Here is a 24880-nt window from a genome sequence, read left to right on the forward strand (position 1 = left end):
CTGGGTGCTAGCTGGGCGGGGGTGTATCGCCGTGCAAGACGAGTACCGGGCAGGTGGCATGTTCGGCGCAGGCGGCGCTTACCGAGCCCAGAAGCAGACCGCTGAATCCGCCGTGGCCGCGGCTTCCCACGATGAGCATCCGCGCGCCCTTGCTGATGTCCAGGAGAACCTGCGCAGCGTTGCCCTCCCGCACGGTGAGCTGGAATCCGGCAGGACGATCCTCGCCGAAGACCTCATTGATCGTCGAGGTCAAGATCTGCTCCGCGTCGTGTGCCGGATCCCAATCGGACGGCATGGCCACCCCGCCGGCGCCGAGCCATCCGGCGGCGGTGAAGGGCTCCCAGGCCGCAACCACCTCAACGCTGCTCCCAGCAGCCTGGGCGATGAACCGCGCCCACTGAAGGGCGTGCTTGCTGGCCTCAGATCCGTCGACTCCTACGACGACGCGGTTTTGTGAGTGCGCATCCTGATCGGTGGTCACGTCTTCTCCTTCGCGGCGCAATGAAGCGGTCGTTCACCCTGCTATGAGGGTATGAGGGCCGTTGCATCCGTACGCAACCAGGGCCGAATCTGCACGTGAAGGATCGGGGTGCGCACGTCGTGCCGGACCGTCAGGGCGTCATATGAAACCCCCAGAAATCGGAGTATCCACATGTAGTTAAAGGTAATAATGCGGCGGTACGCTTCCGCAATGACTGAAGCTCCCCAAGAAGAAATGGCACTTTCATTCGGTACAAAGGCTGAGATCTACGATCGTATCCGGCCGGGCTACCCCGATGCCGCAGTTGACTGGGCCCTCGACGGGGTCGTGGTGAATCGCGCGTTGGATCTCGGTGCCGGCACCGGCCTGCTGACCAGAAAGTTGCTCGGACGAGGATTTGCGATCATGGCGCTCGAGCCGGACGAACAGATGGCTGGAGTGCTGGCGGAGGCCTTGCCGACCGTGACGGTGGACCACGGTTTCGCCGAGCAGATACCCACAGAGTCGCGTTCGTTCGACGCTGTGTTCGTTGGTCAGGCGTTTCACTGGTTCAATCGGCCCACAGCCGATATCGAGATCGCCAGAGTGTTGCGACCGGGCGGCGTCGTGGCGATCATGACGAACGTGAATCCTCCCGAAGCGAACTGGGAGGACGTGCTGCATCAGCGGGTTCTCGGCGTATCACAGGCATCCCTGGCGCTGCCGCCGGAACCGTTGATGGTTGAACTGTTCGAACGTGAAACCCAGACGCATATCCCAAACTCGGAGTGGCTGGATCGAGCGGACTTTCTGACGCTGACATCGACCTGGAGCTGGGTGGCGACTGCATCTGCACAGGCCAAGGAGCGAGTGCTGATCGAAGCTCACAAGCTTGTCGACGAAATAGCGGTGGGCCCCGATCAGCTGGTCGAAATGCCCTACCAGCTGAGGATCGTCCGGGCCACCAAGCGATAGCAGACCAGCCAGTCGGCTAGCCGAATCGCACCATCGGCTAGCTGACTGCCCGGGCTGATGTCATCACCGGGGTGTTCGCCAGCAACTCGACCGTGTACGGATCGGCTGGAGCGTCGAGGATCGCTGCAGCCGCGCCATGCTCGACCACCACACCCCGGTTGAGAATCACGATCTGATCGGCAATCGCCCTGACCAACCCGAGGTGATGGGTGATGAACAGCAACGTCAGGTTGGTGTCCTGCCGGAGCTGACCAAGTAGCTCCAGGATGGACGCCTGGATCGAGACGTCCAGCGAGGACGTGATCTCATCGCACACCAGCAGCCGAGGTTGGGCGGCCAACGCGCGGGCAATAGCGACGCGCTGCCGCTCACCCCCACTCAGCTGGCTGGGGTAACGGTGTTCGTAGTCAGGCGGTAGCGCAACTCGCTCGAGCAGCTGGCGTACCCGGCTGCGTCGATCACCGGATGGACCACCGAGGTCGAACGTCTTCAGCGGTTGCGCGACGATTCGGCCGATGGTGTGCCGTGGGTTCAGCGAGGCGTGCGGGTTTTGGAAGATGTACTGGATCTCCCGCAACTCAGCCGGACGGCGATGCTTGGCCCGCCAGTCCAATGGCTTGCCGCGAAATTCCAGGGTGCCATCGATCGTGTCGTTGTGAATTCCGCTCACGCACCTGGCCAGGGTGGTCTTGCCGCTGCCAGATTCACCGACCAGGGCGAGACATTCGCCCTCACCGATTGACAGGCTCACGTCGTGCAGCACGGTATGAGTGCCATACGAGGCCGTGACACCCGAGACGGACATCAGCGGAGCGATCTCATTCAGACGATCTTCGCGCCGGCGCTCCTGCCAGATTGAGCGGCCTGACAGCGCCGATGACGGCCGAGCACCTTCGGCATGGCCTTGGACAAACTCGGCTCGGCGACAACGCGAGCGATGGTCGACTCCGGTAGACACCAAGGCCGGGATGGAATCCAAGCACTGCTGCTCGACGTACGTGCACCTCGGTGCAAACGGGCAACCGTCAGCTCGGTGTTTCGGGCTCAACGGCGTGCCCGGAATGCCGACCAGCTCGCGTCGCTGGCGAGAGCTAGGTGTCGCGAGCACAAGGCGCCGCGAGTACGGATGAGCAGAGTGGGAAAGTACCGCCTCGGTCCGCGCTTCTTCGACCAGCATTCCCGAATACATCACCCCGACCCGGTTGGCAATCGATCCGACCACCGTCAGATCGTGCGTGACGTAGATCGCCGCAGCATCCTCCGAGCTGATCAGGTCGCGGATGGTGTCCAACACGCGGCTCTGGGTCGTGACATCGAGCCCGGTGGTCGGCTCGTCGAAGACGATCAACCGAGGTTTGTTCAGCACAGCCATCGCGATACTCACGCGCTGGAGCTGGCCGCCGGAAAGTTGATGCGGGTAACGCCGCAGAAACTCCTCGGATGTCGGTAACTGCACCTTCGTGAGCAGCTCACTGATCCGCGATCTATCCAGCTGGCGGCGCTCCCGGCGGCTCACGGCCAACATCTCGTCGAGCTGGGCGCCGATCCGCATCGCCGGGTTGAGTGCCGTGGCTGGATCCTGTGGAACGTAAGAAACCAATCGGCCCCGAGCTCGCCTGCGCTCGGTATCGCTTGCGGCGATGATATCGGTGCCGCCGATTCGAACCGATCCCGTTATCTCTGTCCCGGGCCGGGCAAAACCCAACAAAGCAAGCGCAAGCGTGGTCTTGCCGGAACCGGACTCCCCAACGAGCCCGAGGACGTCACCTGGCCTAAGGCTCAGTGACACGTCCCGGACGATGTCGTAGCCGGTCGGGCCTGGCACCCGCACAGTCAGGGACTCGATGCTCAACAATTCATCATTGCGAGTCAGCGTCGCGGTCTGTCGATCCATCTGTCTCATCTCCCGCTGGCAGGTAAACAGCTTTGAGCGTACGAGAATCGTGTTACTACCAATGTCACTTGAGTTAACCGCATGTGAACGTCAAGCCCGAAACGCCTTTGCGAGATGGGAGAACGTCGGGTGATCTTTGCGACCTGTCGATTGACCGACAGAAAATCAGCCGTGTCGTGGTCAGATCGGCACCGAAAGGGAAAACTCGGGTGCTGGAGGTTGCTAGTCGAGGTATCTTGATCTTGTGATCCTTTCGACCGCAAACAGCCAGCAACTGACGGCACATTGTCGAACTGGTGCTTCGCTCCGAGGAGAGATACTGGGCGCAGCAGGGCGGCTGTTCACCGATTACGGCTACGCCGCGACCTCGACGCGGGCCATCGCTCGCATGGTCGGGGTAAGGCAGGCGTCGCTCTACTATCACTTCAGTTGTAAGGAAGATATCCTCGCTGGATTGCTGACGGACGCCTTCAAGCACGCTCTCGCCTTTGCGGAGGTGCTGCAGCGATCGGTCCAGCCACCGCACATCCAGCTTTATGCGCAAAGCTATTTCGACGCGGCGACGTCTCGACGGGATGCGTTCAACACGAGCGGGCTCTACCAGTTGCCAGAGCTGCGTAGCGAGCGGTTTGCCGAGTTTCGGGCGGCCCGTGACAAGCTGCGAGCCGCCTATGGCGAGTACATCGCCGCCGGTGTTGCGAGCGGCGTCTTCGCGCCTACCTGCTCGGCACAGATGCTGACGGAACTGGTCTTCGCCTTTGTGGGAGGCACTTCAGTGGTTCAGGACGGTCAGACCGCGGGCCGAAGCTCCGCGAGATCGCGCTCGGTTACCTCGGCCAGAGTGGTCGCTGTTGGCGCACTACGCGTACTGGCGTGCCGACCTGAGCTCGTCACCGAAGCGGTGTGCGAGGCAGCGGCACTGCTCGCGGCGTCAGGGTGCGATCATCTCGAGAATGTCTAGATTGCGAGCGCCGTCCTCGCCGGTCGCGTAGGCAAGGTCGGCGCCGCCGATCACGCGAGTGACTGTGCGCAGCTGCTCAACAGCCGACAACGGCGTCTCGCCGGTAATGTCGGTGCGAGAACCGTCCGCGCGGACGAGCACGGCCGTCCCTTGACCAGACGGCGAGGTATCGGTAGCGATCACCGCACCTTCGGTGCCGACCACCTCCATGATTGTGGTCGGTCGGTAGTAATTGCCGGTGACTGTCATCGACCCGAGCGCGCCGTTGCCGAATCGGAACGATGCGACGGCCAAGTCTTCGGTTTCGTAGCCACGTTGGCGTTCTGAGTACCCGACGGCTTCGGATATCTCGCCGATCAGCATGCGCATCAAGTCGATGTGGTGCGTCCCGATGTCGGCGAGCACGCCCCACCGTGCCTTACGTTGTTCACCGCGCCAGGTACGAGGTGCGCCCACCCGCCTCATGCCGTACAGCGAACGGGCTGTGACCACCTGCCCGATTTCACCATCGGCGATCAGTTGCTGCATGCGCTGATGGCATGGGACGTAACGAGCCTGATAGCCGGTCGCCAGGATCACGTCTGCTTGCGCGGCGAGCTTTACGAGTTGCCACGCCTCGCTCGAGGTCAACGCAAGTGGCTTCTCCAGGAGCACGTGCTTACCCGCAGCGATCGCCGAGCTCGCATGTTCGAAATGAAGATAGCTGCCTGAGGCGATCCAGATCGCGGCGATGTCGGGATCTGCGCAGAGGTCCGACACAGCAGCGTAGGCCCGTGGGATCGCGTGGGCGTCGGCGAACTCGACAGCCCGTTCGGCCGAACTACTCGCCACAGCCACCAACTCGGTGCCCTCGTTCGCAGCGAACGCCGGCACGCAGGTTTTCTCCGCGTAGCCTTGGGTCCCGATGAGTCCCCATGTGAGCGGGTGGTCTGACAGCTGCCCCCCAACCACTGCCGCAGTCATGCGAGTGCCGTGAGGTGTGCGGCCAGCGAGTCTGCCATGCCGAGAGTCTGGCGGGTCCGCGAGTCCCAGGTTGCGCCACCGTTGTGGGGGGTCAGCACGACATTGTCGAGCTTGCGAAGCGCTGTCGGCACGAACGGATCGTGGGTGACCGGAGGCTCGGCCCAGAAGACGTCGAGACCAGCTCCGGCGATGGTTCCGTCCTGCAGGGCAGCGATCATGGCCGGCTCGTCAACGAGTCGGCCGCGGCCGGGATTGATGAAATATGCGCTGGGCTTCATCAGGGCGAATTCCTTGGCCCCCATCAACATGTGGGTCGACTCGTTGTAGTTGGCAAGCATCGTGACGTAATCACTGCGCTCGAGGAGCACGGGCAGCTCGGGCACCCATTCAATCCCCAATTCTCGTTCCTCGTCCGCACTCAGCCGCGTCCGCTTGGTATAGATGACGTGCATGTCCACAGCCTTGAGGCGTGGCACGAGCTCGCGAGCGACCCGACCCATGCCGACGATTCCGGCCACCTTGTCGGTACATCCCAGCCCCATCAGGTCCATCGTCATTTCCTGGCGAAAGCCGCCGGCTCTGGTGTAGCGGTCCGCCTCGGCGACCCTGTATGCCACGCTAAGCAGCAGAGCGAGCGTCAGATCGGCCGTCGCCTTCGCGTTGCCTTTGCGGCTGGCGCCGTGGCTGTCCGGCGCGGTGTGGATCAACGTGACCCCAGCCCGCTCACAGGCGCCGACGTCAATCATGTCCGCAACTTCACGGCCCCCAACGATGATCCCCTTCAAGATCGACGAGCTGCCGAATACCTCGGCCGGAATCATCGTCTCGTGCATCGCGAAGATGTACTCACATCGTTGGGCCACAGCGGTCAGCTCATCGGTGGTCACCATCCGGTCGGAGTAGGGATATACCTCGACGTCAGCGACCGTGCGCAGCGCCTCCAACGCCGGCTCTGGGATCGGCTGGACGACGAATACCGTGGGTGCCACGAGTTGCTCCTAGGATCAGTTGTAGCTCGACTGTGGATTGTGCATAGTTCTCAGCACGGAGCTTTCCCTACTCGACGCTGCGAGGGCAAGCGCTGAAACATATGCCTTACAACGGCGCCCGATCGTTAACACGTTCGTCTCATTTCAGGCTAGCCGGAGCCCCGCGCGTCCATGGCGCAGCGACAGTTGATGATGCACAATGGGTCGACACCCAGCGACCGCAGCCAGCTCAGGGGAGAGGAGAGTGCGCCGTTAACGCCTCAGATGCTAGATACAACTACGCGCCGTCCTCCCGTACTGCTCAGTCCTGGGTGGCAGATGTCTTGCGGGAGCGCATCATCACGGGCGTGGTACCGGTAGGCGGCCGGTTGCGGCAGGTCGACATCGCTGCCGAACTGGGTCTGTCTACGACCCCGGTTCGCGAGGCGTTCCGGTCGCTGGCAACCGAAGGTCTGGTCCAGATCGACGAGCATCGCGGTGTCGTGGTCCGCAAGCTGACGGTGCAGGAATGCATCGAAATGCAGGAACTGATCATCGTCGTCGAGTCGGACAACCTCCTTCACTCGGTACCCCTCATGGACGAGAATTCCCTGAAGGAGGCTGACGCGATCTGCCACAAGATGCTGCGGGCCGGCAACCGGTATCCACTGCTGAATCGCGAGCTGCACCTGACGCTGGCAAGGCCCTCTGGCCGGCAGCGCGCCATAACCTTGCTGACCGAGTTACTGACCCTCAGTGCCTTGCACGTCCCGCTGGACAGTCGGCGGATAGCCGGCCGGCGTCCTCAGTCCGAGCACGAGCACTCGGCGTTGGTCGAGGCTGCGCGCGCGGGCGACGCCGAAGAGGCTGCGAGGGTTCTGCGCGAGCACTGCCAGCCGATCCTGAATTTACTCAAGAGTGATCTGGCTGAAGCTGAATCGCGGGGTGCGGCCGACCTGGAGTCAGCGTCCGTCTGACTCTGAATCCTCTTACGGCAACCCGTATACGTATAACCGGAGTCAGCGCTTTGTAAGCAGTTTGTTTCGTCTCTTGCGGTATCGCCTGATCAAGGGCAGTCTCAGTCCGAGTAAACTATGCACAATCCATTCTCACCTCTGAGGGCCGCGCACCCTAGTTTCGCCGCCCAACTCTTGTTCGGGAGATCGCATGGCTAGAAGGCCGTTCTGTCGGCTCGAGAACGCCGCCAGTCCGACGCGAGCTGTGATCGATCTGGTGCGCATCCACAAGGCTTGCATCGTGATGCCGCCGCGCCAGTTGGGCGGTTGCTAGTGGATCGCGGCGTACTCGTCGAAGGCATGTACAAGTCCTTCGGCGCCTTCCGAGCCCTCGATGGCCTTGATCTCGTTGTACCGGCCGGCACGGTTGGAGCAGTTCTCGGGCCAAATGGCGCCGGTAAGACGACGACGATCCGGATCCTTACCACGCTCGACACCGCAGACTCGGGCAAGGCGATTGTCGGCGGATACAACGTGGCAAGCGCACCCCACAGCGTGCGGTCCGTGATCGCGTTGACCGGTCAATACGCGGCGGTAGACGGCGACCTGTCTGGCCGGCAGAACCTGGTGATGATCGGGCGCCTCTACCGGTTGGGACGAGTCGCGGCCAAACAGCGTGCCGATCAGCTGTTGGAACGGTTTTCGCTCACCGCAGCCGCGAATCGGCTGGTCCGGACCTACTCGGGCGGCATGCGTCGGCGGCTGGACCTCGCCGCAAGTCTCGTCCTCTCGCCCGAGGTGCTCTTCTTGGACGAACCGACGACCGGGCTTGACCCGCCGAGTCGAGAGGAGCTCTGGACGGTCGTGCGCAGCCTGAAGGATGCCGGAACCACAATCGTCCTCACCACGCAGTACCTCGAAGAAGCCGATCGCCTTGCCGACAATGTGACCGTGATCGATCGTGGACGCGCTGTAGCCCAAGGAACTCCAGCCGAGCTCAAGGCCGATCTGGGCGGTGACGTCCTTGAACTGAGCGCGTATCAGGCAAACACGGTTGCCAGGGCAGTGGCAGAACTGACCGAGCGCGTCGGCGCGAAGGTCGAGTCGCTCGCGCCCAGACAAATCCAGGACCTGATGACGCAGGCCGTGGTGCGGGTGCCAGCAGGCTCGTTGTCTGTGGTGGATGCGGTCAGGCTGCTCGACTCATCGGGCCTGAGACTTGAAGACATCCAGCTGCGCCGGGCCTCGCTTGATGAGGTCTTCGCGGCATTGACGAGTCACGCATGACGGGCGAGGTCACGAGCCGGGTGCTCGATGGCGGCGTAGGTACGGCGATACTCAATCCGCCCGTTCCGAACGTGCCAAAGCTGAGCCTGGGCACCACGATGAGCAACATCGCCACGTTGGCCTACCGGAACTCGCTGAAGTTCTATCGCAATCGACAGCTGTTGTTGCTATCAGTGGTGCAGCCGCTCACCAACATGATGATGTTCGCCTATGTCTTCAACAATGTCGCTAAGGTTCCAGGGCTGTCGTACCGGGAATTCGTCATACCGGGCGTCCTGATCCAGGCGGTTATGGTCACGGCAATGCGTACCGGAGTTTCCGTCTCCTATGATGCGGATTCCGGCATGAACGACCGGTTTCGCTCGCTTCCGATTGCTCGATCGGCAGTGTTGATCGGTAGAACACTCAGTGACACAGCGAGGATAGGTCTACAGACCGTAGTGCTCGTGATCGTAGCGACCACGATCGTTGGATTCGAGTTCCGTGAGGGGCCGCTGCGGGCCGTGGGCGCGGTGGCTGTGATCGTGATTTTCGGCCTGGCGGTGACAACCTTCTCGGCGTGGGTCGGTTTGATCGCCTCCGATCCGGAAACAGCGCAAACCCTGTTGATAACGCCAGTTCTGCCACTTGTCTTCGGTAGCTCGGGCTTTGCGCCGGTGTCAAGTCTGCCGAGCTGGATCCGCGTGTTCGCAACCATCAATCCGGTGACATCGGCCGTGGACCTCTCTCGGTCGCTCGCAGTCGGCGGCCCGCTGCGCACACCGTTCGAGCACTATGTGCTGTGGACGGGAGGTCTAGTCGTCGTATTCACCTACCTCGGAGTGCAGCGTTATCAGCGAGGTTAATCAAGAAAGAAATATTTGCAGGCGGTACTCACAGCTCGCAATTTCATCGCGCCCAAAACAAACAAACTCAAGTACGAATCCCCTGTGGACGTAACGGATCGTTTACGTTTGGCACACCCTCGCGAAATAGCGAATTTCTAATATCTGTCTAAATACTTCGATCACCACTCGCGGATCCATTCGCGCGTCATCTGAAAGGCAAATCGGTGTCTCATTCTTTGGATCGGCGAACGTTTCTGGCTGGCGGGATCGGTGCCCTCAGCGTTTTGACGCTCGCAGCGTGCGGCGGAAAATCATCGGGCGGCACTCCTTCGACTTCGTCGAGCTCGAGTGGGCTGGCGGGCGCTCCCAAGCGGGGAGGCACGCTCATTGTTGGCAGTCTGGGCAGCAGCAAGGACACCCTTGACGCGCACCAGAGCAGTACTGACATGGACCAGCAGCGTTGCCAGAACCTCTACGACAGCCTGACCTATCTCGAAGGGACGTTGCCATACCACCAGGAGTATGCCCTGGCGGAATCGATCGAACTCAACGCTGCCGCCACCGTGGCTACAGTGCGGCTTAAGAAGGGTATCGAATTCCACAACGGCAAGACGCTGTCGGCCGAAGACCTCATCTTCTCGATGCAGCGGATTCTCGATCCCAACCACCTCGGAAAGGCTCACACGAGTTTCTCCGCTGTGGATCCGGCTGGAATGAAGGCGCTGGACGCACAGACGGTGCAGTTCACACTGAAGTCGCCGGACGCACTCTTCGCCCAGCGCTGGGGCTCAGCATCAACCAGCATCCTGCCGAAGGGCTTCGATCCCCAGAAGCCAGTCGGCACCGGCCCCTTCATGTTCAAGAGCTTCACACCCGGATCGCGCAGCGTCTTCGTCCGCAATCCGAATTACTGGATCGAGGGCCAGCCGTACCTTGATGAGGTCCAGATCATCGACTTCGCTGACAACACCTCACGCACTGCCGCTGTCCTATCGGGTCAGATCCAGGCCCTTGATGGCATAGATCCATCGCTGTTGAGTCAGCTGTCGAGCGCTCACCTCGAACAGATGATCACCAAGTCTGGGTTCTATCAGCCGATCACGATGCGGGTTGATCAGGCGCCCTTCAACGATGTGCGCGTTCGGCAGGCGTTCCGGCTCATGGTCGATCGAGACGCGATGGTCAAGCAGGCGTACAGCGGCTACGCGAGTATCGGCAACGACATGCCGGACCCGGCAGACCCGGGGTATCCGTCCTTGCCGCAACGCCATCAGGACATCGACCAGGCAAAGAGCCTTTTGAAGGCGGCGGGTCACGAGGGCCTCACCGTCACGTTCACCACAGCACCCGAGAACGGTGACCTCGTCAACTCGGCCCAAGTCTTTGCGCAGCAGGCCGCTGCAGCCGGTGTGACGGTGAAGATCAACGACATCACCCCGACCGCCTACGACGCGAACTTCGGCAACTGGCCTCTCACGAACGGGTACTGGGCAGCGGGCATTATCGGAACCGGCTATTCAGGCCGCTTCCTCGCCGGCGGTGGACTGAACGACAGCCATTGGGACGATGCCGGCGGCGTGGCTATTTACAACCAATTGCTCAGGCAAACTGACGTGACTAAGCAGAATGAACTCGCAGGGGAACTGCTCAAGCGATTCTACGACAGTGGCCCAGATATCATTCACAGTTTCAAGCAGAATGTGGACGCTTATAGCCCGAAGCTCACCGGTTTCCAACCATTCAATTCGAACGGGTGGAGTTTAGGGGCCTGGCGCTATCGCCTGGTCTCCTACAAGTAGGGATCACCTTCTTGAATACCTCGATGTCTGACACCAGGCCGCCACAGAGCTCGGCCGAGGAGCAACGATGATCCGCACGATGGTCCTCAAGCGGCTTGCGACCGGCCTGGTCACGGTCTGGCTCATATCGGTCCTCGTCTTCGTCGCTATCCATCTGCTACCGGGCAATGCCGCCGTCGAGCTCCTGGGCCACGACAGCACGCCGGAGCAGCTGCAGATCCTGACCAAGCAACTTGGACTCGATCGATCTGTTGCGTACCAATACTGGCATTGGGTCAGCGGGCTCTTCTCCGGTAGCTGGGGGACCTCGCTGGTGTCGAGCCTGAACGTCTCGACCATTGTGAAGACACACCTGGTGAACACCGCCGTGCTGACGCTGTTCACGATGCTTGTTACGACGCCGCTGGCCATCGTCATCGGCGCCTACAGCGCAGTGCGCAACGGCCGCGCTGCCGACAACGTGATCTCGGTGCTCACACTTTGTTTGAGCGCGATACCCAGCTTCGCCATCGGCGTCCTGGTTATCTATCTGTTGGCCACCAACGTCTTTCACTGGTTTCCCGCGGCCAGCGTTCTGAACCCGGACGCCTCGATCTGGTCGCAACTGAAGCTCACGGTTCTGCCGACCATCACGGTCGTGCTGGCCACGATCCCTTATCCGCTGCGGATGGTCAGGGCAAGCATGATCGACGTGCTGCAGAGCGACTACGTCATGATGGCACGTCTGAAGGGCCTGCCGGAGCGGCAGGTCATCTTCCGCCACGCCCTGCGAAACGTGCTCGCTCCGATGATTCAGGGATTAGCCCTCACGTTGCTCTTCCTTTCCGGCGGGATTGTCGTGGTAGAGACAGTGTTTTCATACCCCGGTATCGGGTACGCGCTGATCCAAGCGGTAAGCCAACGCGATGTGCCGGTGGTCCAAACGATCGTGGTGCTCCTCGCACTGGCCTGCGTCCTCATCAACCTGCTCGCTGATCTGGCCGTAGTGCTGGTCACTCCTCGGCTGCGAGCACGCGCATGAGGCGCCTGAGCGAGCACGTGGCCGGTAGCTGCAGAAAGGACCCGCGATGACCATCGCTGATGCATCGCACGATGCGATGCTGACATCGGTTCCCGTGCAACCGGTGGAGTTGACCAGACACCGCGGATTCCTCGTCCAATCACTCGGTCTCAAGCGGACTCGATTCGGCTTGGTCATCGTCGGCCTGGTGGTCGCGGTGGCAATCTTCGGTCCGCTCTTCGCGCCGCACAGCCCGACGGCGTTCGTTGGTGCGCCGTTCAGCGGTCCGTCGGCGACGGCGCGCTTCGGTGCTGACTACCTGGGCCGCGATGTGCTGAGCCGATTTCTCAATGGCGGCCGAAACATCCTGCTCATCGGCGTACTCGGCACGCTGCTGGGTGTCGGCTGCGGCACGGCGCTCGGGCTGTTCGCCGGCTACTCGATGCGGGCTGCCGACGACATCGTGATGCGGGTCGTCGACCTCCTGCTGGCGTTTCCAGGAATCGTCCTTGCCTTGTTGGTCATAACGGTGATCGGACCGCACGGCTGGGTGCTGGTTTGTGTTGTCGGCCTCACCTACATGCCGTACACCGCGCGGATTGTGCGGTCTTCCACGATCCAGGTTCGGGAGACGGACTTCGTCAAGTATGCGCAGGGGACTGGCACGCCCACCCGCAGAATATTGACGAGTGAAATTCTGCCGAACATCGCCGCGCCGCTGACGGTCGAGTTCGGACTCCGCCTGACGCACTCCATCGGTCTGATCGCCGGCCTGGACTATCTCGGGCTCGGTGTCGGGCCACCGACTGCTGATTGGGGCCTGATGACCCAGGAGAATCAGAACGGGCTGACCACGGCGCCGTTGAGCGTGCTGCTGCCGATCATGGCGATCGTGCTGCTGACGATCGGCGCGAATCTGGTGACGGACGGCATCGGTCACGCTGCTGCCGGAGCCGAGCGGACCGTCGCGAGCACGTAGTTCAACACCGGCTTCCCAGATCCTGCACAACCACACGAACACACCCGGCGTCCACTCGGACGTCTCTATGGGCGAAATCAGATAGGAGTACGTAGTGACCGAGAAGGTCTTTGTGTGTCAACCCGTTCCCGAGGTGGCTCTCGCGCGAATGCGGGAGGTTGCCGAGGTCGAGGTGTTTCCGTTCGACCACCGGGAGATCAGCGTGGGGGAGTTGGAGAGTGCTGCTCGCCGGTCGGACTACATCTTCTGCATGCACTCGACGCCGATCACGGCATCCATGGTTGCCGCCAACCCGACGCTGAAGGGATTCGGCGTCGCGCACGCTCGAGATGACGTTCATGATCTGGCTGCCTGCGAGGCGGCCGGGATAAGCCTTTTGGAAGCGAAGAGCCCTGAGGCGCCTGAGGGTGGCGGCTACAGCATGAACGGCTATGGCCTGAACCCACGAGCGACCGCCGACCTCATGGTTGCACTCTTGCTCAACCTGGCGTATCGCGTGGTCGAGGCGGACAAGTACTGCCGTGGAACGGGTTACTTCCAAGAAATGACGATGGCTTTGATGGGGCAGGGCTGCACGGGCAAGACAGTTTCGCTCTACGGTCTGGGACGAGTTGCCAGACAGGCTGCCAAGAAGCTTCGGGCTCTGGACATGACCGTGCTCTACACCAAGAGAACGCGACTATCTGCCGAGGAAGAGGCCGAACTCGGTGTGGAGTGGGTGCAGGACACTGACGAACTGATCTCGCGCGGCGACTACGTGTGCATGCTCGCGAACTTCGAAGACGCCAATTTGAAGCTGATGGGCGAACGCGAATTCGCCTTGATGAAGCCAACCGCCTACTTCATCAATGTCGGCCGGGGCCGGCTGATCGACGAGGGCGCGATGATCCGAGCGTTGCAAGACGGCACGATCGCCGGTGCGGGCCTCGACGTGTTCTGGAACGAGCCGCCGCTGGTGTTCGACGCCTACATCCCTGAGGCGCTCCGAAAGATGGACAACGTCGTGCTGACGCCGCACAACGGTGGTGCAACCTGGGACTCACGTGGTGCGCAGACGCTCGGCATTGCCAACGCAATCGTCGATGACATCCTTCGCCGCGAAGCCAACGTGGAGATGGCTGCTGCCGCCAACGGCTAATGACTGCCGCCACGCCGGCCGACCTGCCCAGGTCACGCGCGGGAGCCTTTACTGCCCTGGCGATTCCGCTATTTCGGGCGCTCTGGCTCGCGGAGTTCGCCGGTGATCTCGGCAATTGGATGCAGACGGTCGGCGCCCAGTGGGTAATCGTCAACCATCCCGACGCCGTCTTGCTGGCCGCGATGATCGTGGCAGCAGGCCGGTTGCCGATGTTGGTGCTGGCGGTACCTGCTGGCGCGCTGGCTGATCTCCTCGACCGGCGGCGGTTGTTACTTCTTTCGCAAGTTGCGCAGGCAGTCATTGCCACGGCGCTGGCGGTAGAGAGCCTTGCGGGCCAGCTCGGTCCGGTGGCGCTGTTGGTCTACACCGTCTTGCTCGGCCTCGGATCCGCGGTCTCGGTCATCACTTTTCAGTCATTGATGCCGCAGATCGTCCCGGTGTCCCAATTCTCCTCGGCTGTGGCGATGGCTCAGGTGAATCTGAACATCGCGCGGGTGATCGGCCCACCGATTGGTGGATTGATCGTCGCCATCACCGGGCCGTCCGGCGTCTTCGTCCTGGACGCATGCTCATACGTGGTGTTTGCGCTCGTCCTGGTTTTCGCGAAGATCCCCGAGCCTTCGCAAGTCCGCTTCACCGGTACTTTCCAGCGCGCCGTGACCGAAGGGCTTGCCCTTATCCGCAGATCGATACCACTGCGACGCATCTTGCTGCACAGCTTCGTCGTGACCGTCCCGTGTAGCGCTGTGTGGGCACTGCTGCCGGCGTTGGCCTCCAGGCGTTTGGACGTAGGAGCAACCGGATATGGATTGCTCCTGGCGGCCGTTGGCATCGGCTCGATCTTCGGCGTCATCGTGCTGCCTGTCATCGACCAGTTCTGCGCGGCCGGAACAACGCTGCTGGTCGGCAACCTAGCTACCGCCGCGATGTTGGCGCTGCTGGGACTGACCGATGATCCGGCGGCTGCAGGCGCCGCCCTGTTCGGCTTCGGAATCAGCTGGCTCGTTGTGCAAACCCGGCTCGGCGCAAGTATCCAAGTCGCGGCCCCTGACGCGGCCCGGGCCCGGACGATCAGCGTCTTTCAAAGCGTCCGGCTGGGGGGTCAGGGTATCGGGGCACTCGCCTGGGGCGGCCTGGCCCAAGTCACCAGCGTCATCGCTGCATTCGGCTTCGCTGCCGGCAGCCTGGCAGTCGGTGCGTTCGCGATCCTCTGGTGGCCACTGTTGCCCGAGAACGAGCGCGACAGCCCACCTTTGCCTTGACCACCGCGTTTCTGGGTCAGCGGGGGATGGACGTGTGCTTGAACTCGTTGAGGTCGGGCCAACCGAGAAGGTCGACGACGCGGTCGATGGTGCGGATCGATTCATTCGGGTCGGCGCCGCCTGGGGATCGATGCATCAAGCGCACGAAGACTGCTTGGTCGTCGACGATGAACGTCGGCACACCCCAGACGCTGTGCGAGGCGGCGTACTGCTCGTGCTCGAACTGAACCCGACCGAGCGCGTCACCTGACTCGATCCGGTCGAAGACGACCTGGTCGTCGACACCCTGCTCGCGCAGCACCGTCCGGACTACGTCTGCATCGTCAAGCTTGAGGGCGTCGTCGTGTCGGGCGGCGAACAGCGCCCGATGGACTGCGGCAAACACATCCGGGTACTCGTCGCGGACGACCACGCCGGCTTGTAAGGCGATGATGCCGCCATCCTGCTCGGGCTTCTCCCAAACGGAAGGCTGGCCCTCCTCGACGTGAACCTGGCCGAGGGAGAACGGCAGGAACGTGACGTCCCAGTCGGCACCGGCGGCCAGGCCGGTAAGCAGGTGTTCGTGGGCGTTGCGGGCGAACGGGCACCGGTAGTCCCAGGTAACAGCGAACGAGCTGGTCATGGCGTCATCATCTCCTAGTGGCGAACTCTGGTATGTCTAGCGGAATCCTAGGCATGTTGATTCCCTTTTCCCTACTCGCCGATCAGCCCAAGTTCTTGCGCGCGGGTCACAGCTTCAGCACGTGAGTGAGCGCCGAGCTTGCGGTAAATGGACTCAACGTGAGTCTTGATAGTGCTACGAGACAGGTTGAGTCGGGCCGCTACCTGAGACAAAGTCAGGTGGGTGGACAGCAGCGGAAGGGTGCGTAATTCGGCTGCCGTCAGCGTCGATGCCCCGACGGTGTGCATCGGTTGCCCGTTCAGCTGAGCGCGCAGGTGTTCTACCCTGGGCACGAGGCTGCCGAGTCGTGGACGTCGATGTAGTACCAAGTCGATCTCATTCAGCATGGTGCTGGCGGCCGGCCCATCGTCCAGTGATAGCGACGCCTCGGCGAGTTCGAGGAGCGTCTGTACCGCGAACCAAGGCAAGGCGTGCGATAGCAGCGGACGAAGGCGATTGGCGTGGGCAAGGTGAGCTCTCGCATGGTGCCTGTCGCCGGCGTGAGCTGCGGTGCGGGCCGCGACCGCGAACACCAGAATGCTTGGTAGCAGCGAGCCGAGCCGCAAGCGGTCAAGTCGCTCGAGTTCGACGCCGATCAGATCCGCGCCGCGGTCCCAGTCAGACGCTTCGATTGCAAGCAATGCTCGATTGCTGTTTGCGCAGATCACCGCAGCAAATGCGCTTACCCGCAAGCCCAGCTCACTGGCATCCGTGAAGCATTCCGCCGCCGCCTCCCGCTCGCCCAGTAGCAGGTGAGCGATGCCTTGCAGAAGCAGCGCTGCCGGGTACTGGCGTCCGATGGCGCCACTGACCTGCCGCGCGTGCTCGGCGTTCTGTTGCGCGTCAACCAGCATGCGTTCTGGGCCATCGCCGCACATGTATGCGCGCATCCCCGACATCCAGAGCCGGTACTCGATCGTCAGTGGGTCGGCCGCGCGTTCGGCGAGTTCTCGCCAGTAATCCGCAGACGCGGGCCGGCCGGTCAGCCCGTACACGACAGCCGCTTGCGCTGCCGCGGTCGGATCCTGTGCGAGTGCGCCGACGTTATCGAGCCAGTCGAACCATCCGATCAAAGTCGGGACCCGCCCGGCGGCATACATCACGTCAACCGTCTGGCAGATCAAACGCCGGGCCCGTGGCACATCATGCGCGGCGATGGCGTAGTCGACAGCCGCCTCGACCATGCCACGCTCCTCGCACCAGCCTGCAGCGCGCTGCAGCAATACCCAAGCAAGATCAGGGGAGGTGCGATCGAGCTCGGCGCGGAGGACATCTCGAAAGAGCGCGTGGTAGCGGTACCAGCCCCGCCGATTGTCCAGGGGGAGCAGGAACAAATTCGCTCGCGTAAGTTGTTCGAGCCGAGAGGCTGACCCGTCCTCCTCGAGCACCGCGTCGCAAAGCGGTCCGGACAGCCGGTCGAGCACCGATGTCCGAATCAGAAAGGTGACGTCCCGCGGAGACTGGGGCGCCAGCAGTTCACTTGCGACATAGTCCATGATCAGGCTGTCATCTGTAGGCCCAACCGCCGAGGCAACCTCAGCGTGGCCGCGACGCTTGATGGAAAGCGCTGCAAGGTAAAGCCCAGCGGCCCAGCCCTCGGTGCGCTGATGCAGCCGTTTCAGCTCTGTGAGAGACAGATCAACGCCCGCAGCATGGAGCAGTTGACGGCTGCCATCGGTATCGAAGGCCAAGTCCTCGGCGCCCAACTCAAGCACACGACCCTCCGCCCGCAGCCGAGCGAGCGGCAGCTGTGGCACAGCGCGCCCGGCCACGGCTAACTGCGAACCGAGCCTCAGATACGAGATCAACGACACGAGCGCGTCCAGCGCTTCACCGTCGTCGAGTGCATGTACGTCGTCGAGTATTAGCAGAATTGGCTGGGGCAACTTGCTTATGGCCGAGCCCAAACGCGGAACAACCGTCGCCGGAATTGACACGCCCGGTTCCGCCAGCGTCTCGAATACCGACGGCCCAAGCGGTGCGACCCGGTCCAGAGCCACCGCTAGGTGCGTCAGAAAAACCGAGGCATCATTGTCATGCGTGTCCAGCGACAGCCAGGCAGCCGGCCGCGGGTCCCGCTCAGCCCACTGTGCGAGCAACGTCGACTTGCCGTAGCCAGCCGGAGCGCGCACCACAACCAGCGGCACCCCGCGGCTGTGCCAGAGCGAATCAGCCAACGCAGGGCGTTCGACCAAGCCGTCTCGAGCGGCAGGACGAAAGAGCTTCGACTCTACGATCTCGACCCGAAGCCTGTTGGTACCGGTTGTGCCGGCACCCCCCACTGGCGCGGTCGGCGTCCCCACCCTTGCGATCGTAAACCCCGTCTTAAGCCGCGTTCCGAGGGCTCGCCAAGAGCGTCAGGGATGAGCAGCGGATCAGGTCCCGAGCTGGTCGAGCATCTCGTCGGTGCGCCCGTCGTGGGATCCGGCGAAGTAGCGGTCGAGTACTTGCCCGAATACCTCTTGGGTCGGGTCGGCGGCCTGGCTGAAGAGCGTCATCGAGGAGTGCAGCTTTTGAGCGTCGACCTCGCCGAAGATCTCGGCCGCCGATCGCGCTTGCGTCGACGCGACGATCTGAGCGCACTCGAGCAGGCGCGCCGCTAGTACGGGGTGCTCGAGGTAGGCGCGCGCTTCGGCCAGCGACGAGATCGCGTACTCCCGCGACATGGCGCTGTATCCGAGCCCGGCGATCTGGGGGAAGACGAACCACATCCAGTGACTCGTCTTGAGCCCTGCCTGCAACTCTTGGACGGCACGCTCGAAGGTCGCATTACGATCTTGGGCATCGAGGAAACGCTGCAGGCGGTACGGATCGCTCGCTCGGGAGCCGCTGGGCACCATCGTCAGTTTCCCAGCTGGTCGACCGGAACGGCCGCCGTTGATGACGGGCCGGGACCGTGCCCGGCAATGGACTCCTCCGTCATGATCCGCTCCGCGGCGCGGGCGATCCGTTCGTCGGCGCGGCGACCCGGTATCCCCACGATCAGACCGAACGCACCGAGCGCGGCGACCCCGGCCAACACGAAGATGAGCTGATAGGCCCACAACGACGGTGCGCTGCCGCCGTTGGTCAGAATGATCGTTACCGAGGCGAGGATCGACGCCACCACCGCGCTACAGATCGACTGGCCGATCGAGCGCATCAGGGTATTCAGCCCGTTCGCCGCCCCGGTCTCGCTCATCGGCACGGCGCGCATGATCATCAGTGCCAGGGTCGAATAAGCCAACGCAGTCCCGGCGCCCACGATCGTGGTTCCAACGATGATGTTCACGAGGTCATGGCTGAACGCGATCCGGTAGACGTAGCCGGCAGCCATGATGAGCGTGCCCAGCCCGAGCGGCACTTTTGGTCCGTGGGTTCGAGCCATCCTGGCGATCACGGGCGCGAAACCGGCCTGGAACAAGCCGGCAGGCAGGATGCACAATCCGGCAACCACGATCGACTGGGCCAGGCCGTAGCCGGTTGACGCCGGCTCCTGGACGAGCTGTGCCGTCGAGAGCGAGTTGGCGTAGAAGCTGAACCCGATCAACAGCGCGGCCAGATTCGTCAGGAGCACCGCCGCTTGGGACGAGATGCGCAGGTCGACCAGCGGGGAACGGGCCCGCATCTCCCAGCCGCCCCAAGCCAAGCTGACAACTACCGCAAGCGCGAAACAGAAGAGCGTTCTCGGTGACGTCCAGCCCCAACCAGAGCCCTTCTCCACGCCGACCAGCAGACTCACCAAGGCGATGCTCAGACCGACGGCCCCGGTGATGTCGAACCGGCCAGAGGTCCGGTTGGAAGACTCCGGGACGTATCGCAGGACCAGCAGGACGTCGATGACACCGACTGCCGCTGCCACCCAGAACATCGTGTGCCAGTTCGAGTACTCGACGAGCACGGCTGCCACCGGGAAGCCGATCGCAGCGCCGGTGCCGAGGGTTCCGCTCACGACCGCGACGGCGGAGGGCACCCGCTCAGGCGGCAGCTCGTCGCGCAAAATGCTGATACCCAGTGGGATCAACGCCAACGCCGCGCCTTGGAAGGCACGCCCGGTGATCAGCAGGCCGATGTCCGAGGTCATTCCGCAGATGACCGAACCAACCGTCATAGAAGCCAGCGAGACCAGGATCATTCGGCGCTTGCCGTACATGTCGCCGATCCGGCCGAACACCGGGTTCGCCACGCAGCCGGTGATCAGGGTGGCGGTCACCATCCAGCTTGCGGTTGATAGGTCGGTGTGCGCCAGGTGGGGCAGCGACGGCAGCAAAGGTGCGATCAACGTTTGCATTATCGCGACCACAACACCGCAAAAGGCCAGCGTCAGCACCATCATCCGCGGCGACGACGGCCGCACCGATGCGGCGGTCGATTCGGGACGGAACGTTGGTGATGCGGGCACTCGACCTCATTCGGCAATCGTGGTTACAGTAGGAACATTCTGTGTACCACCGGCGGTCGCCGTCGTCCTCCTCCGGCAGTCCAGGTGTGACCAACGACAGCCCTCGTCAGCCCCATCTCCTGCCAGGCCTGACTCCGCGGCGTCGGTGGGGTGCGGTTCTCCCGAATGACGTATGGGTCTCTTGTTACGAATAGTCCGGGGATGGTTGCTGCGACCGCATAACCGCTCGATGACGAGGACCTCGACGCGATCCATGACTGGCTCATTCACCGCTTTCATTAGGCGCGTTCGGCGGATTCTCACGTTCATTCGATCTGTTCGCAGCGGCAACACTGTGAGAGCATCCACAGGCTGATAGGCAGTGAGCGTTTGGGGGAGCCGTGACACAGGTCAGGACATCGCCGCGAGTCGGCTCGGGCAATCCCGCGCTGAACGAGAAGTTCGTCGAGACGCAACTGAGCTCATCGGCTTCGCGTTCGATGACAGTGGCCGGCGTGAGCATAAAGACGCTGGTGCTGCTCGCCGTTCTCGTCGGCGGTGGCGCATGGGGCTGGTCCTCGGCCACCACGCCCATCGCGAATGACATCGGTAGCGGCTATGCGAACACAACGGTCACGATCCCAGGTGGTTTCTGGCTGGCGAGCTTCGGCGCGTTGTTACTCGGGATCTTCATCGCCGTCCAGCCTCGGCGGGCGGCGGTACTCGGCGTGCTCTACGCGGTATGTGAGGGTTTCTGTCTCGGCGCGATCTCCGCGGCGTTCGATGCGCAGACCGACGGGATCGTCGGCGCCGCGGTCCTGTCGACTGGATGCGTCTTCGTCGTCTCGCTCGTGCTGTACGCCACCCGCATTGTGAAGCCGACGCAGAAGCTCGCGTTCGCCGTCATCGCAGGCATGGGGGGCCTCGGACTGCTCTACCTATTCGTGTTCGTCCTGTCGATATTCAACTGGGACTGGCTGTACAGCGAGAGCTTCCGCAGCATTGGTCTGGTCGTGACGCTGATTGCGATCGTGCTTGCGGCAATGAGCCTGGTGCTCGACTTCGGCACCATCGAGGGCGGCGTTCAGGCGGGGGCGCCCAAGGATCTGGAGTGGTATCTCGCCTTCGGCCTCATGGTCACGCTGATCTGGCTTTACATTTCCCTACTCAAGCTGCTTGCCCTGCTGTCTCGCAATAACTAACTGGGCAAATCCGATAACCGCGGCAGCGGCAGCCATCGATTCGACGACGTTCGTCAGGCCTACTGGGGTTGCAGTGTCTCTCATCCTTTGTTGATGATGCACCCGCAGATTTGAACGGAGACAATGCGGTGACTGTCGGCGTCCCGTCGGCAGTCACCGCCGCATCGTCGAGCCGAAATGTCGACGGTAACCGGATTTTCGCGAGGGGAATGACCTGATGAGCACTGTCGGGTGGATCATCGTGGCGGTCTTGGTGGTGCCGGTGGTCGGGTTGTTGGCGTGGGTGATCATCGCTGAATCGTTGGTGCGGGTGCCGTCGGGCAGCCTGGGCTTGCTGATGGTCAAGGGTAGGGCCACGAACACAACCTTGCTCCCGGGACCGCATTTCGTACCTGCGCTGCGACGGCGGATGGTCGAGGAATACCCCTCGGTCGAGTTCGCCTATCGGGCCGGGACGGGCGAAAACCCGGATACCCGCTTGGAGCAGTCTGGGCCGCCGATGCTGCTGACGCTAGGAGACCGGGCGGCGGTGACGCTGTCGATGACGGTCCGCTTCCAGTTGATACCCGAACAACTGCGCCTGGTACATGAACGATTCGGTCCAGATGGCCTTTTTGGGATCGTCCGTGACGAGAGCAGCCGGGCGGTCACCGCAGCGCTGGGCGATGTCGGCATTGGCGTGAGCAGTCTGCTCGGTGCCGACCGGGCAGTCTGCCAGGAGCGAGTATCCGCCGCAGTCGCCAAGGCCCTACGCGACGACGGGATCAACGTGACCGCGGTCGTGCTGGGAGCCATCGATCTAGGCCGCACCGGTGAGGTCATTCAGGCCACGGTTCGGGCCGGATACGAGCTGGAGAGGGAAAAGGCGGAGGCAGCCACCCGGATGAGCCGGGCCTTGAACGACGCCGACCTGGAGACGCATCTTTCGTCTACCAACGACGCCGCATGGCGTTACCGGGAGACGGACCTGTGGCGTGACCTGGTGCAGCGTGCCAACGCGTTGCAGGTCGCTTTGCGGCAAGGACCCGCAGGTACGACGATCGGGATCGCGGCACAGGACGAAGCCACGACGGCGTATGAGGGCAATCAGTCGCCGGTCGGTGATGCGCCGGCGGCGGGCCGGGAGGCATGACGCTTTCCGGTAGTGGTCGCCAATCGGCAGGCATTCGGATTTCACGTCGCGAACGGCTGCTGGAAATCGTTGTCGTGTTGTTGCTGGGGATCACCACGGTGGGTACGGCGTGGTGTGGATATCAGGCGTCGCGGTGGAACGGACAGCAGGACGACCTGGCCCAGCTATCGTCGGACCAGCGGGTCGAAGGATCCCGCCTGTTCGGTCTCGCCTCGCAGAAGGTGGCCTACGACAGCAGCTTGCTCGTGCAATACGCGCAAGCTGCCCAGGCACACAATGAACCGCTGCTCAAGTTCTACCGCACATCGCTCGTCCGTCCTGATTTCCTTCCAGTGCTGCAGAAGTGGGAGGCGCAGGTCCGCGCCGGGCAGACACCAACCAATCTCTTTCAGGACACCGCGTACATGGACGCGCAGTTCGCCGATTACCGGGCTACGGTCGTAAAGGCCGAGGTGGCGACCCAAGCCAGCAAAGAGGCCGCCGCCAACGCCAACGACTATGTGGTCACGACAATCCTGCTGGCAGTTGGCCTGTTCTTCGCCGGCGTCACCTCGTCCTTCAGGTACTACCCGGCCCGATTCCTGATGGTCCTGCTGGCTGTTGCCACGGTTGCTGCCGCCGCTGTCCGCTTGGCGGACCTGCCCGTCAAGTGATGCTCGATCGAGTCCATCGGCACCCGAATGTCGCCGCCGCCCTCGGTCAAGCGTTAGCTGAGCAGATCAGCTTGTTTGTCGTCAGCACCTTGCAGAGTGCCCACGCGTAGTTCGGCCTGCATGCCTACTGCCAAAGGAGAATGTGCCACCTGGATATCGTCGGCTTGCCCTCACTCGCCGATGTCATCGGTGAGCGCGATCGCCAGGCCGAGAGCGCGGGTGATCTTGGACGCTGCCGAGACAACCCGCGCGGTGCCGACGAGAGGCGCAATCGCGATCAGCACCTGGCGAGCATCCTCTAGGGTGAGGCCCGCTTCGGCGCCAGCGCCGAAATGGAAGAGGTACGACGCCGGCGCCGCGTCCAGCGCGACGAGCGCTGCGAATCGCACCACGACCTGCGTCGCCGCATCCAAGTCCGTTTCGACGATGCCCTCAGCGGTCATCGCAGTGAGAACATCGAGCAACGGCTGTGCTTGTTCGTCAACCATGGAACGGTCCTTCCTTTGCAGGTGGCTAGCTCGCGCGACTTCGCAAGGTGTCTGCCGCGTCTCGGGGTTGCTCACATCCTGCTGCGAGCGTTACGGGGTGCGCATCATCCCGCGAGGATGGTGAGCGACGATTCGATCCCGACGATCGAGTGACGAAACGCAATGCAGTATCGGCGGTGAATCATTTCCAGCGGGTGTGATCCTGCTCGTCATCGGTGTGTGGGGGACGCGTCCACGTCGCGCCGCATTCCCGGCAAGTAACAGTTCGGTGCCCGTCGCGATCGGGCGTGCAGCTGCACGGCTGCCACCCCACGAGATAAGACCCGCGAGTAAGTCGGTGGCCGCTCGGGCAAATGTTCGGCAGCCACTCGGTGGTCCGCGAATCGTCCATGTGTTCGATTATGCCGCCCGGCCATTGAGGGCTGATGTCTGGTTCTTGATTTGCTCCAATATGTGCAGGACACTCGGGGGGTGCCGAAGGCGTCAGGCTTCGAGGACATTTTGCGACAGGCCGGCTTGCGCGTGACGCGTCCGCGGGTGGCCGTGCTGGAGGCCGTGCATGAGCGGCCGCACGCCGATACCGACTCGATTATCCGGGCTACGCGTCGCAGCCTGGGTCAGGTCTCCCATCAGGCGGTCTATGACGTGCTGGACGCACTGACAGTTGCTGGTTTGGTGCGGCGGTTTCAGCCGATGGGGGCGGTTGCGCGCTACGAGGGACGGATCGGCGACAACCATCACCACGTCGTTTGCCGGTCGTGCGGTGCGATTGCTGATGTTGACTGTGCGGTCGGCGAAATCCCCTGCTTGACGGCGGCCGACGATTCTGGTTACCAGATCGATGAAGCTGAAGTCATCTATTGGGGTCGATGTTCTCAGTGTGCCGAGGTCAGTGGCTAATGGCTGTGAAGGCCA

At 62.7% G+C, this 24880-nt stretch carries 23 protein-coding genes; 14 read left to right on the top strand and 9 right to left on the bottom strand.

The features are described 5' to 3' along the window. Positions 1-7: 7 nt before the first annotated feature. Positions 8-481 (bottom strand): universal stress protein, encoded by a 474-nt coding sequence (locus ACSMXN_RS06515; RefSeq protein ID WP_022914182.1) that lies wholly within the window; start codon positions 479-481, stop codon positions 8-10. Between the two features lie 210 nt (positions 482-691). Here ACSMXN_RS06515 and ACSMXN_RS06520 point away from each other — a divergent pair, with 210 nt between their 5' ends. Continuing rightward, positions 692-1435: a class I SAM-dependent methyltransferase gene (locus tag ACSMXN_RS06520; protein WP_196811342.1), complete on the top strand. Its 744-nt coding sequence runs from the start codon at positions 692-694 to the stop codon at positions 1433-1435. Between the two features lie 37 nt (positions 1436-1472). Here ACSMXN_RS06520 and ACSMXN_RS06525 read toward each other — a convergent pair whose 3' ends face one another. Next, on the bottom strand, positions 1473-3329 hold the full coding sequence (locus ACSMXN_RS06525; RefSeq protein WP_022914180.1) for an ABC transporter ATP-binding protein: 1857 nt from the start codon (positions 3327-3329) through the stop codon (positions 1473-1475). A 244-nt stretch (positions 3330-3573) separates the two neighbouring features. Between ACSMXN_RS06525 and ACSMXN_RS06530 the strand changes: the two genes are divergently transcribed. Then, complete coding sequence (locus ACSMXN_RS06530) at positions 3574-4290, top strand: TetR/AcrR family transcriptional regulator (RefSeq protein ID WP_022914179.1); 717 nt, start codon at positions 3574-3576, stop codon at positions 4288-4290. Here ACSMXN_RS06530 and ACSMXN_RS06535 read toward each other — a convergent pair. Then, positions 4261-5253, bottom strand: a complete 993-nt coding sequence (locus ACSMXN_RS06535) for a Gfo/Idh/MocA family protein (RefSeq protein WP_022914178.1) — start codon at positions 5251-5253, stop codon at positions 4261-4263. The genes ACSMXN_RS06530 and ACSMXN_RS06535 overlap by 30 nt on opposite strands. After that, positions 5250-6242, bottom strand: coding sequence for an NAD(P)-dependent oxidoreductase (locus ACSMXN_RS06540; RefSeq protein ID WP_022914177.1), 993 nt, complete (start codon positions 6240-6242; stop codon positions 5250-5252). Before ACSMXN_RS06540 ends, ACSMXN_RS06535 begins: the two co-directional genes overlap by 4 nt. A 311-nt stretch (positions 6243-6553) precedes the next feature. Between ACSMXN_RS06540 and ACSMXN_RS06545 the strand changes: the two genes are divergently transcribed. The 8 genes from ACSMXN_RS06545 (at position 6554) to ACSMXN_RS06580 (ending at position 15469) form a co-directional block, all read left to right on the top strand. Beyond that, a complete protein-coding gene (locus tag ACSMXN_RS06545) occupies positions 6554-7198 on the top strand; it encodes a GntR family transcriptional regulator (protein ID WP_022914176.1) in 645 nt (214 codons plus the stop codon). Between the two features lie 312 nt (positions 7199-7510). After that, positions 7511-8464, top strand: coding sequence for an ATP-binding cassette domain-containing protein (locus tag ACSMXN_RS06550; RefSeq protein WP_196811341.1), 954 nt, complete (start codon positions 7511-7513; stop codon positions 8462-8464). Beyond that, positions 8461-9309 (top strand): ABC transporter permease, encoded by an 849-nt coding sequence (locus tag ACSMXN_RS06555; protein ID WP_027139650.1) that lies wholly within the window; start codon positions 8461-8463, stop codon positions 9307-9309. Before ACSMXN_RS06550 ends, ACSMXN_RS06555 begins: the two co-directional genes overlap by 4 nt. 206 nt (positions 9310-9515) lie before the next feature. After that, positions 9516-11090 carry an ABC transporter substrate-binding protein gene (locus ACSMXN_RS06560; protein ID WP_027139649.1) on the top strand — a complete coding sequence of 525 codons (1575 nt, stop codon included), beginning with the start codon at positions 9516-9518 and terminating at the stop codon, positions 11088-11090. Positions 11091-11157: 67 nt separating this feature from the next. Continuing rightward, positions 11158-12111 (top strand): ABC transporter permease, encoded by a 954-nt coding sequence (locus ACSMXN_RS06565; protein WP_081649197.1) that lies wholly within the window; start codon positions 11158-11160, stop codon positions 12109-12111. A gap of 46 nt (positions 12112-12157) precedes the next feature. Continuing rightward, the gene (locus tag ACSMXN_RS06570) at positions 12158-13069 is read left to right on the top strand and encodes an ABC transporter permease (RefSeq protein ID WP_022914172.1); all 912 of its coding nucleotides are present in this window, start codon (positions 12158-12160) and stop codon (positions 13067-13069) included. Positions 13070-13163: 94 nt separating this feature from the next. Continuing rightward, positions 13164-14207 (top strand): NAD(P)-dependent oxidoreductase, encoded by a 1044-nt coding sequence (locus ACSMXN_RS06575; RefSeq protein WP_022914171.1) that lies wholly within the window; start codon positions 13164-13166, stop codon positions 14205-14207. Further along, a complete protein-coding gene (locus tag ACSMXN_RS06580) occupies positions 14207-15469 on the top strand; it encodes an MFS transporter (RefSeq protein WP_022914170.1) in 1263 nt (420 codons plus the stop codon). Before ACSMXN_RS06575 ends, ACSMXN_RS06580 begins: the two co-directional genes overlap by 1 nt. 16 nt (positions 15470-15485) lie before the next feature. On the opposite strand, the gene ACSMXN_RS06585 is transcribed toward ACSMXN_RS06580, so the two are convergent. The 4 genes from ACSMXN_RS06585 to ACSMXN_RS06600 form a co-directional block, all read right to left on the bottom strand. Continuing rightward, positions 15486-16091: a DsbA family protein gene (locus tag ACSMXN_RS06585; RefSeq protein WP_022914169.1), complete on the bottom strand. Its 606-nt coding sequence runs from the start codon at positions 16089-16091 to the stop codon at positions 15486-15488. Between the two features lie 71 nt (positions 16092-16162). Beyond that, complete coding sequence (locus ACSMXN_RS06590) at positions 16163-18433, bottom strand: LuxR C-terminal-related transcriptional regulator (RefSeq protein WP_155958439.1); 2271 nt, start codon at positions 18431-18433, stop codon at positions 16163-16165. 72 nt (positions 18434-18505) lie between these two features. Continuing rightward, positions 18506-18970 (bottom strand): DUF1810 domain-containing protein, encoded by a 465-nt coding sequence (locus tag ACSMXN_RS06595; protein ID WP_022914167.1) that lies wholly within the window; start codon positions 18968-18970, stop codon positions 18506-18508. Between the two features lie 2 nt (positions 18971-18972). Next, positions 18973-20511, bottom strand: a complete 1539-nt coding sequence (locus tag ACSMXN_RS06600; protein ID WP_022914166.1) for an MFS transporter — start codon at positions 20509-20511, stop codon at positions 18973-18975. 380 nt (positions 20512-20891) lie between these two features. On the opposite strand from ACSMXN_RS06600, the gene ACSMXN_RS06605 reads away from it, so the two are divergent. The 3 genes from ACSMXN_RS06605 (at position 20892) to ACSMXN_RS06615 (ending at position 23477) form a co-directional block, all read left to right on the top strand. Then, on the top strand, positions 20892-21692 hold the full coding sequence (locus ACSMXN_RS06605) for a Bax inhibitor-1/YccA family protein (RefSeq protein WP_022914165.1): 801 nt from the start codon (positions 20892-20894) through the stop codon (positions 21690-21692). A gap of 217 nt (positions 21693-21909) precedes the next feature. After that, positions 21910-22824, top strand: coding sequence for an SPFH domain-containing protein (locus ACSMXN_RS06610; RefSeq protein ID WP_022914164.1), 915 nt, complete (start codon positions 21910-21912; stop codon positions 22822-22824). Beyond that, positions 22821-23477: a hypothetical protein gene (locus ACSMXN_RS06615; RefSeq protein ID WP_022914163.1), complete on the top strand. Its 657-nt coding sequence runs from the start codon at positions 22821-22823 to the stop codon at positions 23475-23477. Before ACSMXN_RS06610 ends, ACSMXN_RS06615 begins: the two co-directional genes overlap by 4 nt. A 170-nt stretch (positions 23478-23647) precedes the next feature. Here the strand turns inward: ACSMXN_RS06615 and ACSMXN_RS06620 are convergent, their stop codons facing one another. Continuing rightward, entirely contained in the window at positions 23648-23965 is a 318-nt protein-coding gene (locus tag ACSMXN_RS06620; RefSeq protein ID WP_022914161.1) for a carboxymuconolactone decarboxylase family protein, read from the bottom strand. Positions 23966-24436: 471 nt separating this feature from the next. Here ACSMXN_RS06620 and ACSMXN_RS06625 point away from each other — a divergent pair, with 471 nt between their 5' ends. Next, positions 24437-24865, top strand: coding sequence for a Fur family transcriptional regulator (locus ACSMXN_RS06625; protein ID WP_022914160.1), 429 nt, complete (start codon positions 24437-24439; stop codon positions 24863-24865). The last annotated feature ends 15 nt before the right edge of the window (positions 24866-24880 follow it).

It is taken from the genome of Parajatrophihabitans canadensis, assembly GCF_053764775.1.

Excerpts from the sequence above, each read along its gene's own strand:
- ACSMXN_RS06520 (WP_196811342.1), top strand. The coding sequence starts at position 692 with ATGACTGAAGCTCCCCAAGAAGAAATGGCACTTTCATTCGGTACAAAG.
- ACSMXN_RS06525 (WP_022914180.1), bottom strand. The coding sequence starts at position 3,329 with ATGGATCGACAGACCGCGACGCTGACTCGCAATGATGAATTGTTGAGC.
- ACSMXN_RS06535 (WP_022914178.1), bottom strand. The coding sequence starts at position 5,253 with ATGACTGCGGCAGTGGTTGGGGGGCAGCTGTCAGACCACCCGCTCACA.
- ACSMXN_RS06555 (WP_027139650.1), top strand. The coding sequence starts at position 8,461 with ATGACGGGCGAGGTCACGAGCCGGGTGCTCGATGGCGGCGTAGGTACG.
- ACSMXN_RS06565 (WP_081649197.1), top strand. The coding sequence starts at position 11,158 with ATGATCCGCACGATGGTCCTCAAGCGGCTTGCGACCGGCCTGGTCACG.
- ACSMXN_RS06570 (WP_022914172.1), top strand. The coding sequence starts at position 12,158 with ATGACCATCGCTGATGCATCGCACGATGCGATGCTGACATCGGTTCCC.
- ACSMXN_RS06580 (WP_022914170.1), top strand. The coding sequence starts at position 14,207 with ATGACTGCCGCCACGCCGGCCGACCTGCCCAGGTCACGCGCGGGAGCC.
- ACSMXN_RS06585 (WP_022914169.1), bottom strand. The coding sequence starts at position 16,091 with ATGACCAGCTCGTTCGCTGTTACCTGGGACTACCGGTGCCCGTTCGCC.
- ACSMXN_RS06595 (WP_022914167.1), bottom strand. The coding sequence starts at position 18,970 with ATGGTGCCCAGCGGCTCCCGAGCGAGCGATCCGTACCGCCTGCAGCGT.
- ACSMXN_RS06610 (WP_022914164.1), top strand. The coding sequence starts at position 21,910 with ATGAGCACTGTCGGGTGGATCATCGTGGCGGTCTTGGTGGTGCCGGTG.
- ACSMXN_RS06615 (WP_022914163.1), top strand. The coding sequence starts at position 22,821 with ATGACGCTTTCCGGTAGTGGTCGCCAATCGGCAGGCATTCGGATTTCA.
- ACSMXN_RS06620 (WP_022914161.1), bottom strand. The coding sequence starts at position 23,965 with ATGGTTGACGAACAAGCACAGCCGTTGCTCGATGTTCTCACTGCGATG.